This is a genomic window from Escherichia sp. MOD1-EC6842 (assembly GCF_002965705.1).
Taxonomy (GTDB): Bacteria; Pseudomonadota; Gammaproteobacteria; order Enterobacterales; family Enterobacteriaceae; genus Escherichia; species Escherichia ruysiae.
The window spans coordinates 234,079-247,797 of sequence record NZ_PTRF01000005.1; the positions used below are offsets into that span (position 1 = coordinate 234,079).

Below are 13,719 nucleotides of genomic sequence, written 5' to 3' on the forward strand. Positions count from 1 at the left end.
CTCCTTAGCCCCACAGTTCGGCGATGGAACGTTTGAACTGACGCGCGGCTTCAACCGGAGACGCAGCGTCACGGATGCTGCGACCTGCGATAAACACATGAATCGGAATACCTTTGAACAGCGGCAGATCTTCCAGCGCCAGGCCACCGGTGACGGTCACTTTGAAGCCCATATCGGAAAGACGTTTGATCGCGGTAATGTCCGCTTCGCCCCACGCCACGCCTGCGGCCTGCGCGTCACGGCTGCGGTGATATACTACTTGCTGAATGCCTGCATCGCGCCACTGCTGCGCCTGTTCCCAGGTCCAGTAACCGGTCAGTTCGATCTGTACGTCACCGTTAAACTCTTTTGCCACGTCCAGCGCGCCTTTGGCGGTATTGATATCCGCACAGCAAATCACGGTCACCCAGTCAGCGTTGGCTTCAAAACACATACGAGAAAGAATTTTGCCCGCATCGGCAATTTTGGCGTCTGCCAGCACAATTTTATGCGGGTAGAGTGCTTTCAGATCGCGAACCGCACGCACGCCTTCGCCTACGCAAAGAATGGTGCCCACTTCGATAATGTCGACTTCTTCAGCAATCAGGCGAGTGGTTTCGTAGGCGCTATCCATAGTCTGGTTGTCCAGCGCGACTTGCAACATGGGTAATGACATCTTCAATTCCTTCTTAAGCAGCCGCGTTAGTGCGGTCAATTAAATCCAGTACTTCCTGCTCGGTACGGCAGGCACGTAAACGGTCGAAATTCTCTTCATCTTCAAACAGGTTGACGATTTGCATGATGCCCACTTCCTGGTGAGTGTTGGCATCGACCGCCGCCATCGTGATGAGGATATCTACCGGGTCGTTATCTTCGTGGTTGAACTCCAGTGGCTTTTTCAGCGTCACCAGTGCAAAGCCGGTTTTTTTGACGCCCTCTTCCGGGCGTCCGTGCGGCATTGCCAGGCCTGGCGCGAGCACAAAGTACGGGCCGTGCTGTTCAACCGCATCCAGAATCGCCTGGTAGTAACGCGGCTCGACAATGTCCGCCGCCACCAGCAGATCAACACCAATTTTTACCGCTTCCTGCCAGGTTTCAGCCTCAGCCTGTAGACGGATGGATTTATTTTCCGCCAGCGAATCACGTAATTTCATAGCGCGCCCTTACTTCACGTCCTGCGGGAAATGCTCTTTGATCACTTCCAGCAGTTTCGGGCCAAAGTCGGCAGGAGAGAGCATGTTGCGCACGCCAACCACATATTTGTTGCCAGTAACGGTGATTTCACCCGCGATATGTGTGGATGCGATGATGATATCCGCACCGCTCAACTCGCTTTTGTATTCGCCAACCGCGCAGCTATTTACCGTGTGGTCGATGTTCGACTGGGTTAAAAACTGATCCACTTTCATCTTCATGATCATGGAACTGCCTTGTCCGTTGCCACACACAGCCAGAATACGTACGGTCATAATCAAAACTCCTTGTTAAGCAGACTGTTCTGCCAGTTGTTTTTCTGCATCTTCTTCTGCGCGCAGCGCGCGGCCAGCGAAGAACATATAAGCCAGTGCAATGACGATGATGACGGCCATAAAGGCGATACCGATGGAGAAGAAGCCCTGCATCATTGGCGGCGCCAGAATCGACCAGTCCGCCATCCCCATCCAGGCGCTCATACCGGTGAGTTTCACCGCCCAGACACAGCCGAAGATTTCAATCATCCCCATCACCAGACAAATCTTCAGCGCCGCGCGCCAGCCACCGAAGTGGTTAGCGAACACGCCGATGGTGGCGTTGGAGAAGAACATTGGGATAAAGCCAGGAATAATCAGGATCGAAGAGCCACAGGCGACCAGGATGCCAACCGCAATCAACTGACCGATGGTGCCCCACATAAAGCCCCAGACCACGGCGTTCGGCGCGAAGCTATAGATAGCCGCACAGTCAATCGCCAGAACCGCACCAGGGATCAGTCGCTGGGAGATACCGTTAAATGCTTCAGAGAGTTCCGCCACAAACATGCGCACGCCCTGAGTGATGATGAAAATCGCTACCGCAAAGGAGAAACCGGTTTGCAGGATGTAGACCGTCCAGTGCACTTTGCCTGCCATCGCCTGTACGGTGTCGATACCGAAGGAGAGCAGAATGGCGCCAAAGAAGATGGTCATCACAATCGCCGTGGAGACGATGTTATCGTGGAAAATGTTCAGCCAGCCCGGCAATTTGAGGTCTTCAACGCTCTCCTCTTTTTTGCCCAGGAACGGCGCGACTTTGTAGGCAATCCATGATGCAAACTGCTGCTGGTGACCAATGGAGAAACCGCAGCCGTCCGTCACTTCCTGAGTCGGCTTGTACATCATGTTGGAGGTGATGCCCCAATAGAGCGAAACCAGAATCGCAGTGCAGATAATGGTCGTCCACATGGAGTAGCCGAAAATAAACAACGTAACGGCAATCAGCCCGGCCTGCTGGAACATAATGTGACCAGTCAGCATGATGGTGCGAATGCCGGTAATACGACGCAGCAGCACATAACAGATGTTCAACGCCAGAGCCAACAGCACCGCGTACCCCACCCAGCTATAGGCATCGCCCATACGCTCGATAGTGGCCATCATTGAGGCATAGGTATCTGAAATCGCACCGTTAATGCCATAAACTTCCGACATTTTCGCCACCACCGGTTTGAAGGTGCTGGTCAGGATGCCGGACCCTGCCTGCAACAACATGAAACCAATAATGGTTTTAATCGTACCTTTGATAATCACGCTGACACTTTTGCGCAGCAGGATATAGCCCAGACAGGTCACAATACCCAGCAGTAACGGGGCATTGGTCATGACCTGGTTAAAAAACACGGTAAAGATGTTGTAGAGGATCTCCATAACGATCTCCTGAAGAAGAGGTAACCGGGTATTCCACACACCCGGAATGTTGTGCACTCACTCTAATTTTCAAAAGTAATCACAACAAGATTATTTATGATTAAATGTGACGCGGCACGCAAATAATTCCACAACGAAAGTATGTGATTCACATAAAGAAACAATTAATCATTTAAATTCATTCAGTTAATTTGTTTACACATTCCATTAAATCTTTCCACAGCCAAAATTCACAACAACTCACCAGGCCGAAAGTCAAAAAATGGTCATTGCCTTCCTGAAAAAATAGTGTCAGGATTAATCAAAACCAATCAATTATTGATTCAAATTGAACCATCATGAAGGTAAATGGCGATGAGTAAAGTGAAAAGTATCACCCGTGAATCCTGGATCCTGAGTACTTTCCCGGAGTGGGGTAGCTGGCTGAATGAAGAAATTGAACAGGAGCAGGTCGCACCAGGCACATTCGCGATGTGGTGGCTCGGCTGTACCGGGATCTGGTTGAAATCAGAAGGTGGCACCAACGTTTGCGTCGATTTCTGGTGCGGTACTGGCAAACAAAGTCACGGCAACCCGCTGATGAAACAGGGTCACCAGATGCAGCGCATGGCGGGCGTGAAAAAACTGCAACCAAACCTGCGTACCACGCCGTTTGTTCTTGATCCGTTTGCGATTCGCCAGATCGACGCGGTGCTGGCGACTCACGATCACAACGATCATATCGACGTGAACGTGGCAGCCGCCGTGATGCAGAACTGCGCTGATGACGTACCGTTTATCGGGCCGAAAACCTGCGTGGATTTATGGATTGGCTGGGGCGTGCCGAAAGAACGTTGCATCGTGGTCAAACCGGGCGATGTAGTAAAAGTGAAAGACATTGAAATTCATGCGCTTGACGCTTTCGACCGTACTGCACTGATCACTCTGCCTGCGGATCAAAAAGCGGCTGGCGTACTGCCGGACGGCATGGACGATCGCGCGGTGAACTACCTGTTCAAAACGCCTGGCGGCTCCCTGTATCACAGTGGCGATTCCCACTACTCTAACTACTATGCGAAACATGGTAACGAGCATCAGATCGATGTGGCGTTAGGCTCGTACGGTGAGAACCCACGCGGTATTACCGACAAAATGACCAGTGCCGATATGCTGCGTATGGGTGAAGCCCTTAATGCGAAAGTGGTTATCCCGTTCCACCACGATATCTGGTCAAACTTCCAGGCCGATCCGCAAGAGATCCGCGTGCTGTGGGAGATGAAAAAAGATCGTCTGAAATATGGCTTCAAGCCGTTTATCTGGCAGGTTGGCGGCAAGTTCACATGGCCGCTGGATAAAGACAATTTCGAGTACCATTATCCGCGCGGTTTTGACGATTGCTTCACCATTGAACCGGATCTGCCGTTCAAATCGTTCCTGTAATCTGTCGCTTATACCGGATAGCGTAAAGATGTTCGCGCTATCCGGCGTAGTATTTTCTGGCTATTTCAAATATCATCTAAAAAAATCAAATTTTATCGGAATAGCTCATGACTGAAGCACAAAGACATCAAATTCTCCTGGAAATGCTCGCACAACTGGGCTTTGTGACTGTTGAGAAAGTCGTTGAGCGTCTGGGAATTTCCCCTGCTACCGCGCGGCGTGATATCAATAAACTCGACGAAAGCGGCAAACTGAAAAAAGTGCGCAATGGCGCAGAAGCGATTACCCAGCAGCGACCGCGCTGGACGCCGATGAATCTGCATCAGGCGCAAAATCACGATGAAAAGGTACGTATCGCCAAAGCGGCCTCACAACTGGTCAACCCAGGCGAAAGCGTGGTCATTAACTGCGGTTCCACCGCGTTCCTGCTCGGACGGGAAATGTGTGGCAAGCCGGTGCAAATCATCACTAATTACCTACCGCTGGCGAATTACCTGATCGATCAGGAACATGAAAGCGTGATCATCATGGGCGGGCAATATAACAAAAGTCAGTCCATCACCTTAAGTCCACAGGGCAGCGAAAATAGTCTCTATGCCGGGCACTGGATGTTTACCAGTGGCAAAGGGCTGACCGCAGAAGGGTTATATAAAACCGATATGCTGACAGCAATGGCAGAGCAGAAGATGCTGAGCGTGGTAGGGAAACTGGTGGTGCTGGTCGATAGCAGTAAGATTGGCGAACGTGCGGGGATGCTCTTTAGCCGTGCCGATCAAATCGATATGCTGATCACCGGCAAAAATGCTAACCCGGAAATCCTGCAACAACTGGAAGCGCAAGGGGTCAGCATTCTGCGTGTTTAAAGATGCTGGCGGAAAAATGCCACGGCGGCATCTAACGCCTCAGGTGTAATACGGTGGCGCACGCCTGGCTGCCATGAACAGGTTAACTGTTTATCCCGTCCCGTTTCTCTTAATGCCTGCTGCAAACGTAGTGATTCGTCGGCAGGCACGACGTCGTCGTCAAGGCCATGCCACAGCAGGAGCGGCCTGTCCCCGAGTTGTTCCAGGTGGTTTGTTGCTTCCCACTCCAACAGTGGCGCGATAATGTTATTAAATTCATTCTGCTGTGCTGCGGTTTCGGGTATTAGCGGCGGAAACAGAGAACGGGCAAGCGATGAGAAATAGCCCGATCCCATCATGCTGGCGGTACATTTCACCGTGGGGTGGCGAGCGGCAATCCCCAGCGCCGTCATCGCGCCCATCGATGCGCCACCAACCGCCAGGCGTTCATCAAGCAGCCATTTTTCTTCGGCTATTGCCGCACGTAAGGTAGTGAATTCCTGCATACTTTGTAGCAAGATTTGCCAGAATTGATTTAACCGTCGCGGTGCGTCGCCACTAAAACGGCTACCGTGATCGGGCGCATCCGGCATAATCACCCGCAAACCAGCCTGTGCCAACGCGACGGCAAAATAGCTATACACCAGGCTGGATGAAGTAAAACCGTGATAAAAAATCACGCATGGTAACGGTGTTTCTTTTTGCCCTGTGGGATAAGCGTGAAGAACGGGAATATCTGCCAGCACGCGCGATTCTAATTCAATCATCTATTTCTCCTTTGGGTCTGGTATGACATGAACAAATCCTTAGCACAAGTTTCTGCTGGCAGTATTAGTTCATAATGTTGAGATGTGGATTACGCTTTCGCTAAGTTTTCATTCGAAAATCGCGTACCAGGTAACAATTCGGGAACATTCCCCCAAAGTTAAATTAATAAGGCACTACACTATGGTTAGCAGGAAACGTAATAGCGTTATTTCCCGGTTTGCCAGTTTATTATTGGTGTTGATGTTAAGCGCCTGTAGCGCACTGCAAGGTACGCCACAGCCAGCGCCGCCAGTAACGGATCATCCGCAAGAGATTCGCCGCGACCAAACCCAGGGGTTGCAGCGAATAGGTAGCGTAAGCACGATGGTTCGGGGCTCTCCGGATGACGCATTAGCAGAAATCAGAGCGAAAGCTGTCGCTGCAAAAGCTGATTATTACGTTGTCGTCATGGTGGATGAAACCATCGTGACAGGACAGTGGTATTCACAAGCCATTTTATACTCTAAATAATTCGAGTTGCAGGAAGACGACAAGCGAGTGAATCCCCAGGAGCTTACATAAGTAAGTGACTGGGGTGAGTGAACGCAGGTGCAGCACATGCAACTTGAAGTATGACGAGTATATACCGTAAATAAATCAGACAACTTACATAGCCAGCTTTACATTGCTTTGCGTCCCTATGCGTTTACCTGTGCACAATAAATTACCGGCTGGAAGCTCGGGCGTTTATTACCGCGATGGAATGCCCTGCATCATGTGGGGAAACGAAAAATGGAGCTGACGATGAAACAATTACTTGCCTCACCCTCGCTACAATTAGTGACTTATCCTGCGAGCGCCACGGCACAGTCTGCAGAATTCGCCAGTGCTGACTGCGTGACGGGCCTGAATGAAATAGGTCAGATCTCGGTTAACAATATTTCAGGGGATCCGCAGGACGTGGAACGTATCGTGGCGTTAAAGGCCGATGAACAGGGGGCATCATGGTATCGCATTATTACCATGTACGAAGACCAGCAGCCCGATAACTGGCGCGTACAGGCGATACTGTATGCATGAATGTCATCAACATCGAATAAACAATGCCGGATGCGGCGCCTGCGCCTTATCCGGCCTACAGATCCTAAGATAAGACGCGCCAGCGTCGTATCAGGCGTACTCGCTTACAAAAACACGCCTCCCGTCGCCCGCAGTAATAAATCATTCTGGATCTGCTCTGACACCCGCACGCCACCGCGCGTATCTAACATTATCTGACACCACGCCTGTGCCATTGGCGGTGAAGCATATTTCAACATTTGTGCGCCGCAACCCAGCAGGAATAGCTGATGAGTGATCTCTCGCCCAAGCTCTTCAGTAGGTTTGCGCAGTTGCTGCTGTAATCGACGAACCGCACGATCAAAATAACGATCTTGCCCTTTCACTTCCATAAACGCTTCCGACAGTAAGTCGTATACGCCCGCCTGCTTATTGAGAACGCGCAGCACATCCAGACACATGATGTTGCCAGAACCTTCCCAAATACTGTTTACCGGCATCTCCCGATAAAGACGCGGCAGCTCGCTCTCCTCGCAATAGCCAATTCCGCCCAGCACTTCCATCGCTTCAGCCACAAACGGAATACCACTTTTGCAAATCACAAACTTCGCCGTTGGGGTGAATAAGCGCGCCCACAGGGCTTCTTTGGCATCGGCGCGTCGATCCCACGCCCGCGCCAGACGAAACAGCAATGCCGTTTGCCCTTCAAGCTGAAGCGCCATACGACTTAAGACATGACGCATCAGAGGCTGTTGGATCAATGGATTACCAAAAATATGGCGTTGATGTGCATGATAAATCGCCAGCGAGAATGCACGGCGCATCATGGCATGGCTACCCAGGGCGCAATCAAAACGCGTCATCCCGCCCATTTTCAGGATCAGGCGAATACCTTCTCCTTCCTGCCCCAACAACCAGCCAATGGCGTCCTGAAACTCCACTTCGCAACTGGCGTTAGAGCGATTACCCAGCTTATCTTTCAGCCGCTCGAGGCGAATCGCATTGCGTTGCCCGTTAGGCAAAAATCGCGGCACAAAAAAGCAGGACAGACCGCCCGTGGTCTGCGCCAGCACCAGATGCGCATCGCTTTGCGGCACCGAGAAAAACCATTTATGCCCCACCAGCCGATAAGAGCCATCTTCCAGACGCTCTGCCCGTGTGGTATTGCTCATAACATCAGAGCCGCCCTGCTTTTCCGTCATTCCCATGCCAATCAACAGGCCGCGTTTTTGCCCGCCTGGCAATAAGTGGGAATCGTAGCGATCGCTCAACAGTGGCGTGGTCCAGTCCTGAAACGGCGCGGGTAGCATCTGTAACAACAATGGCGTGGCGGCAAAGGTCATCGTTATCGGGCATAACGACCCAGCCTCAACCTGCGCATGTAACATGAAACGCGCCGCCCGCGCCACAAATGCGCCGGAGCGAGCGTCTTCTTCCCAGGCCAGATTGTGTACCCGATTAGTACATAGCGCCTGCATCAGCAGGTGCCATGCAGGATGAAAACGCACATCGTCCAGACGGCGCCCCTGCGCGTCATAGCGCAACAATTCAGGCGGATTCACATTTGCCAGCCGCCCCAGTTCAAGGGATTCAGCCGTTCCTAACTGCTGACCAATACTGGCAAGAAAATCGCTATCCCAGCCAGCACCTTCACGCGTTACCGCTTCACAGAGCGCGCCATCAGACAGGTATAAGTTGCTGTTATTTAATGGTATCGGTTGATTGAAAACGGTGTGAGTTTGCCAGTGCACTGTGTCTCCCTCCATCAATGGCAGTCACCATTAGTATGGTCACTGCCACGGATTCCTGACAGAAAGAGATTGCTAAAACATTCTTAACCCGCAATGTAATGCGGAACAAAACGCGAAGTGTCTTTAGTGATCAGCGTGTTATCTTCGCGAATACCCATTCCGCACGCTTCATCATCGACAATCCAGCTACCAATCAGTGTGTAGCTATCGCCAAAACGCGGCAGCGGTTGAAATGCCTGGTAGATCATCGGTTCATCGGCGTAATCACCATCAGCATGGTCAACGACATCATTCTGACCGTTGAAAATGGTGACGTTGCCGCCTTCGCGCGAGTAGATCGGTTTACGCACATAACTTTCGCCAGCGGCAATCTGCGGTTTTTCGCCCTCAAACCAGGAGGCCAGAAGGTTAGGATGACCAGGGAAGAAGCGCCAAAGCAACGGCATTAACCCTTTATTGCTCAATATGCTTTTCCATAGCGGCTCCACCCATTGCTCACGGCGCTTGCGCAGCAGAGGACCGTTATCGTCACGCATCATCCACTCCAGCGGATACAGCTTAAATGCACGCTGGATGACGTTATCATCAAGATCGGTCAGCACGCCGCCGACGCCCAGGCCAAGATCTTCAATGTAGATAAACCGCGACTCCTGCCCTGCCTGCTGGGCGCAGTCCTGCAAGTACAGCACGGTACTCCTGTCTTCATCGGTGTCCTGACAGCAGCAAAAATAAAACGGCTCCCGACTGTAAAGTTCACTAAAGCGCGAGATGAGGCGTTCCTGAATGGCATTGTACTGATCGGCGTCACGTGGAATAACGCCGCTGCGCCGCGCATCCTCCAACCAAAGCCACTGGAAATAAGCCGATTCATACAACGAGGTTGGCGTATCGGCGTTGTACTCCAGCAGCTTCACCGGCGCATTACCACACCAGACAAAATCCATCCGACCATACAGCGAAGGATCGCGCGCCCGCCAGCTTTCAGCAATCACATCCCTGTACAATGGCGGGATCGCCAGTTGCGTCAGGATCTGTTCATCTTTAACCGCACGATCCACCACCTCAAGGCACATCTGATGTAACTCTGCGGTTGGTTTTTCGATCTGCTCTTCAATCTGGCGCAGAGTAAAGCGATAGGCTCGACTCTCATCCCAATAGATCTCATTATCGATAATATGAAAGTCGAAACCGTTGTCGGCGGCGATCTGGTCAAGATCCTGCCGCACAGGGACGTTATGTCTCAGCATGATTAGCCTCCCCAATGCCCACGGGCGCTGGAGGAGCGACCATAGCCGCCGCGCGAAACCGTTGAGGCTTTTCTGGTGGTAAAGCTGCCCGAGGAGTAAGACTCTTTTTTGCCAGAACCGGAGCGCCAGGAGTAATCACCGGAAGTGTTGCGCCAGACGGGGCGCGAAGCAAAAGAGGAACCGCCGCTGTTATAAACAAACTGCTCATCGCGATCTTTACGAATAACCCGGCTTAATAAAAATCCAGATATTACCGGGATCCAACTCTGTTCAACGTTGTCGTAGTAACAATTTTCATACTTAGACTGACAATTCTGCTGAGTCATATTCTTCGGAACATCGGCATAAAACGCCGCTTTGGCGTTGTTCCAGCCATGCGCACAGATATCTGAATTATTACCGTCATCAATACAATCCTGCACAGTCGAGTAAAACGTTCCGTCGCCGTCGTTATCGACATCGCCGCTATCGGCACAACCTTTCAATACGAAAAAAGCGGCACCGCCCATTAGCGCCAACGTTAAGTATTTTTGTGCGTAGCGATTGCGACGCGGTTCAAAAGGATTATTCGGTCTACCAATGCGACTGATCGCTCCGTGACCAATTTTACTGTTATTTCTTGATTTGCGTTTTCTGGCCATGATCGTCCATTACCATGTCATACAAGCTGCGTTAAAAATACCGCCAGCCAGCGCGGCGGTTCCCATAAACATTCCTGCCGCAGTGTTGTGATTAATAATTTTATCGCTTAATGCCGGCATATAAAGTCTGACGCCAGCAAAAACGAGTAACTGAATTACCAGTGCGATTCCGCCCCAGGCAAAATAATCTGGAATACTCACCGCATTGATTGCCGCACTGGATAATGGAATAACGTAACCCAACAACGTGCCGCTGAACGCCAGCGACGCCGCAGTGTTATTATTCTTGATCAACTGCCATTCATTATGCGGAGTAATTTTGGAATAGATAAAAAGAAAGATAATCACCATAGCTACGCCGATAAAAAAATAGGCGCTAAAAGCGAGGAGTGAATCCAGTATATGCATTGTAAACGTCCCTGTAATTAACCAATAATATGAAGTGATGTCAGTGGGATATCGACACCCAGCGCGCGAGAAAATAACCACTCCGGTTCACCGAGGTCGTTAAAAGATTCCTCACCATTTAACAGCAAATATTCACAGGTATCTTCGGTCACCTGCCGTTGGTAGCCCATGGTAAAATTATGCACTTCCCATTTGGCATGGTTTTGATTTTCTACTTTTTCCAGCATGTAAACGGGTTCAATATTTCCCGGTTCTTCACTGTTAAAAAATCGCTGCCAGCGTTTTTCCTGCCAGTTTAAGGTTATCGCCCCCATCGCTTTGGCGTTGATCGCCTCGCGCCAGTGGCTTTCTTTGCTGATACCGTAGCTCTCTTCATAGACAAAGAGCTTGATATCATCAATGTCATCAATATCTTCGCCGCCGGTGGTGTTGATTTGTAGAAATTCATCGCCGGAGGTGTAGTAACGGAAAATCTGGCTACCACCCCCCAGATCGATGCGGCTGACGGCGGCCACGGTATATTCTTCACCCGGTAACTCGATCAGCAATGCCTCTTCCAGCAAACGAAACGCTAACGTGTCGAGCGTAAAGCCACTATTGAGGTGGAGTCCCAGCGGACCACGATTAATAGCAGGCTTATCATCCTTGCCAAACAGGCGCTGGAAAAAACCAGACATATTTTATCCTTAAAATAGTTGCCAGCCTTGCAGTGAGGCTGGCAAAAAAATTACTCACCCTGTTGGCGTTGCAGTCTTGCCAGCACATCCTGGGCACTGCTTTTATTGGTGCCGCCAATTCCGGCTTCCGCCAGCTTTTCATCGAGGTCGCGACCGTCTGCGACTTTCTCCAGCTGTGCGGCAGCATCCAGACGAGCCTGACGTTCGGCCTGACGCGTTTGCAGGCGTTTTAAGGATTCTGCCGCTGTCGAAACGCTGGAAGACGCGCCAACTGTAGATGTCGTCACAGCCTGCTGCGCACGTTGCATAGATTCAGTGGCCTTAACAACTTCCATTTGCTGCTCAAACTGAGCGATACGCTGTGCCGTCGCCGCAACCGCTTTTTCCACGCCATCGCGGGAAACTTCCAGATTCGACAATACTTGTTCTTCAGCGGTAATAAGATTCTCAAGACGCGCGATTTCTTCAGCAACTTCATTAATCAACGATGGATTAACGTTCTTACTTAACGCTTCCAGCGCACGGGCTTCCAGACCCGCTTTACGTGCACGTAAGTCTTTCAGTTTGTCGTTGCTTAATTTCACTCGTGCCAGCAGATCGACGCGAGATTTCCCGGCTTTATCCAGTTCAGCTTTAGCGTCGCGAATATGTTGTTCCAGCATCCGCACACCCTGGGTTTCTTCAATGGACTCTTCCGCCTGCGCGATAAATGATTTCCCCAGCGTAAATAAACTTTTTAAAATCCCCATAAATACGAATCCTTGTAATTAGTGTGAATATTCTTCAGTAATTTCAGCCAGATCCAATGCGTTATCCACCAGCGTGGTTATCTCCAGCAGGATGTCGTCAAGGGAAGATTTAAGCGATAACGCCCCGAAAACGATGTAATACTCTTCCTGTTGCACACTGGAGATCCCTACCGATGACAGCGGCATCATCTTCTGATTTCTTAATAAGAAGGTATTAAATTCATCTGGATTGCTGATATAGCAAACCGGACAAATAAAGGTTTCGATAATCATCTGGCGAGAAGTAAAAAGAATATTGATCTGCAAATCGCCATAATCATTCATTTTAATAATTAATGCGTTTTCGCTATTTGTTATATCAATATTTTGTTCAGGTACGGCTTGCAGCGCCATCGCCAGCGCCAACGGATTCCATGTCATATATTATTCCATATAGATTAAATTTAATTATTAATAAAATGAATATTTATAGAGCGTAATTATCTTACCAGCTATAGATAAAAAAAAACCATCCAAATATGGATGGTTTTTTATAATTCAGAGAAATTAGCTACGCTGGCGAACAGCTTCAAATAAGCAAATTCCGGTCGCAACCGAAACGTTCAGGGAAGAAACGCTACCTGCCATCGGAATACTAATCAGTTCATCGCAATGTTCACGGGTCAGGCGACGCATACCTTCACCTTCCGCGCCCATCACCAGCGCCAGGCGCCCGGTCATTTTGCTCTGATAAAGCGTATGATCCGCTTCACCTGCCGTACCGACGATCCAGATATTCTCTTCCTGCAACATACGCATAGTGCGCGCCAGGTTAGTCACCCGAATCAGCGGAACGCTTTCTGCCGCACCACAGGCCACTTTTTTCGCCGTGGCGTTGAGTTGAGCGGAGCGATCTTTCGGCACAATCACTGCATGAACGCCAGCGGCATCCGCGCTACGCAGGCACGCACCAAGGTTATGCGGATCGGTTACGCCGTCGAGGATCAGCAGGAACGGTTGATCGAGCGAAGCGATCAGATCCGGCAGATCGTTTTCCTGATACTGCCGTCCTGGCTTCACGCGGGCGATAATGCCCTGATGCACGGCACCGTCGCTTTTCTCGTCGAGATATTGGCGGTTTGCCAGCTGGATAACCACGCCCTGGGACTCAAGGGCGTGAATCAGCGGCAACAGACGTTTATCTTCACGGCCTTTTAAAATAAAGACTTCCTGAAAACGTTCAGGGGCGCGCTCCAGCAGGGCCTGCACTGCGTGGATGCCGTAAATCATTTCGCTCATTAATGTACTCGTTGTTTACGTTTTGCCTGATGCGCTACGC

At 50.5% G+C, this 13,719-nt stretch carries 17 protein-coding genes; 4 read left to right on the plus strand and 13 right to left on the minus strand.

The genetic code is table 11. The features are described 5' to 3' along the window. Window positions 1-4: 4 nt before the first annotated feature. Genes ulaD through ulaA form a run of 4 tightly spaced genes read right to left on the minus strand, consistent with a single transcriptional unit; the run spans window position 5 to window position 2,861 of the window. On the minus strand, window positions 5-655 hold the full coding sequence (ulaD, locus tag A7Z29_RS08530) for a 3-keto-L-gulonate-6-phosphate decarboxylase UlaD (protein WP_000056760.1): 651 nt from the start codon (window positions 653-655) through the stop codon (window positions 5-7). 13 nt (window positions 656-668) lie between these two features. Further along, window positions 669-1,133, minus strand: a complete 465-nt coding sequence (gene ulaC / locus A7Z29_RS08535) for a PTS ascorbate transporter subunit IIA (protein WP_000776514.1) — start codon at window positions 1,131-1,133, stop codon at window positions 669-671. A gap of 9 nt (window positions 1,134-1,142) precedes the next feature. After that, complete coding sequence (ulaB, locus tag A7Z29_RS08540; RefSeq protein WP_000218362.1) at window positions 1,143-1,448, minus strand: PTS ascorbate transporter subunit IIB; 306 nt, start codon at window positions 1,446-1,448, stop codon at window positions 1,143-1,145. Between the two features lie 15 nt (window positions 1,449-1,463). Next, window positions 1,464-2,861: a PTS ascorbate transporter subunit IIC gene (gene ulaA / locus A7Z29_RS08545; RefSeq protein ID WP_001355100.1), complete on the minus strand. Its 1,398-nt coding sequence runs from the start codon at window positions 2,859-2,861 to the stop codon at window positions 1,464-1,466. Window positions 2,862-3,215: 354 nt separating this feature from the next. On the opposite strand from ulaA, the gene ulaG reads away from it, so the two are divergent. Together ulaG and ulaR are read left to right on the plus strand one after the other, a co-directional pair. Further along, the gene (ulaG, locus tag A7Z29_RS08550; protein ID WP_001295191.1) at window positions 3,216-4,280 is read left to right on the plus strand and encodes an L-ascorbate 6-phosphate lactonase; all 1,065 of its coding nucleotides are present in this window, start codon (window positions 3,216-3,218) and stop codon (window positions 4,278-4,280) included. Between the two features lie 107 nt (window positions 4,281-4,387). Beyond that, window positions 4,388-5,143 (plus strand): HTH-type transcriptional regulator UlaR, encoded by a 756-nt coding sequence (gene ulaR, locus A7Z29_RS08555; protein WP_000133636.1) that lies wholly within the window; start codon window positions 4,388-4,390, stop codon window positions 5,141-5,143. On the opposite strand, the gene yjfP is transcribed toward ulaR, so the two are convergent. Beyond that, entirely contained in the window at window positions 5,140-5,889 is a 750-nt protein-coding gene (gene yjfP, locus A7Z29_RS08560) for an esterase (RefSeq protein WP_105290095.1), read from the minus strand. The two genes, ulaR and yjfP, sit on opposite strands and share 4 nt — an antisense overlap. Window positions 5,890-6,070: 181 nt before the next feature. Here yjfP and bsmA point away from each other — a divergent pair, with 181 nt between their 5' ends. Further along, on the plus strand, window positions 6,071-6,400 hold the full coding sequence (gene bsmA, locus A7Z29_RS08565) for a biofilm peroxide resistance protein BsmA (RefSeq protein WP_000254628.1): 330 nt from the start codon (window positions 6,071-6,073) through the stop codon (window positions 6,398-6,400). Window positions 6,401-6,673: 273 nt separating this feature from the next. Beyond that, on the plus strand, window positions 6,674-6,949 hold the full coding sequence (gene yjfN / locus A7Z29_RS08570) for a DUF1471 family protease activator YjfN (RefSeq protein WP_010348195.1): 276 nt from the start codon (window positions 6,674-6,676) through the stop codon (window positions 6,947-6,949). Between the two features lie 104 nt (window positions 6,950-7,053). On the opposite strand, the gene A7Z29_RS08575 is transcribed toward yjfN, so the two are convergent. The 8 genes from A7Z29_RS08575 to rlmB all read right to left on the minus strand — a co-directional run bounded on the left by A7Z29_RS08575 (window position 7,054) and on the right by rlmB (window position 13,679). Next, the gene (locus A7Z29_RS08575) at window positions 7,054-8,679 is read right to left on the minus strand and encodes an isovaleryl-CoA dehydrogenase (protein WP_105290096.1); all 1,626 of its coding nucleotides are present in this window, start codon (window positions 8,677-8,679) and stop codon (window positions 7,054-7,056) included. An 83-nt stretch (window positions 8,680-8,762) separates the two neighbouring features. Then, a complete protein-coding gene (locus tag A7Z29_RS08580; RefSeq protein WP_105290097.1) occupies window positions 8,763-9,926 on the minus strand; it encodes a glutathionylspermidine synthase family protein in 1,164 nt (387 codons plus the stop codon). 2 nt (window positions 9,927-9,928) lie between these two features. Beyond that, window positions 9,929-10,567, minus strand: a complete 639-nt coding sequence (locus A7Z29_RS08585; protein WP_000101662.1) for a DUF1190 domain-containing protein — start codon at window positions 10,565-10,567, stop codon at window positions 9,929-9,931. Window positions 10,568-10,576: 9 nt separating this feature from the next. Next, window positions 10,577-10,975 (minus strand): DUF350 domain-containing protein, encoded by a 399-nt coding sequence (locus A7Z29_RS08590; RefSeq protein ID WP_000547757.1) that lies wholly within the window; start codon window positions 10,973-10,975, stop codon window positions 10,577-10,579. A gap of 17 nt (window positions 10,976-10,992) precedes the next feature. Beyond that, window positions 10,993-11,652: a YjfK family protein gene (locus tag A7Z29_RS08595; RefSeq protein ID WP_000012524.1), complete on the minus strand. Its 660-nt coding sequence runs from the start codon at window positions 11,650-11,652 to the stop codon at window positions 10,993-10,995. A gap of 50 nt (window positions 11,653-11,702) precedes the next feature. Beyond that, window positions 11,703-12,401: a PspA/IM30 family protein gene (locus A7Z29_RS08600; RefSeq protein ID WP_105290098.1), complete on the minus strand. Its 699-nt coding sequence runs from the start codon at window positions 12,399-12,401 to the stop codon at window positions 11,703-11,705. 18 nt (window positions 12,402-12,419) lie between these two features. Continuing rightward, a complete protein-coding gene (locus A7Z29_RS08605) occupies window positions 12,420-12,821 on the minus strand; it encodes a YjfI family protein (RefSeq protein WP_105290099.1) in 402 nt (133 codons plus the stop codon). 126 nt (window positions 12,822-12,947) lie between these two features. Beyond that, complete coding sequence (gene rlmB, locus A7Z29_RS08610) at window positions 12,948-13,679, minus strand: 23S rRNA (guanosine(2251)-2'-O)-methyltransferase RlmB (RefSeq protein ID WP_001293282.1); 732 nt, start codon at window positions 13,677-13,679, stop codon at window positions 12,948-12,950. Window positions 13,680-13,719 lie beyond the last annotated feature (40 nt).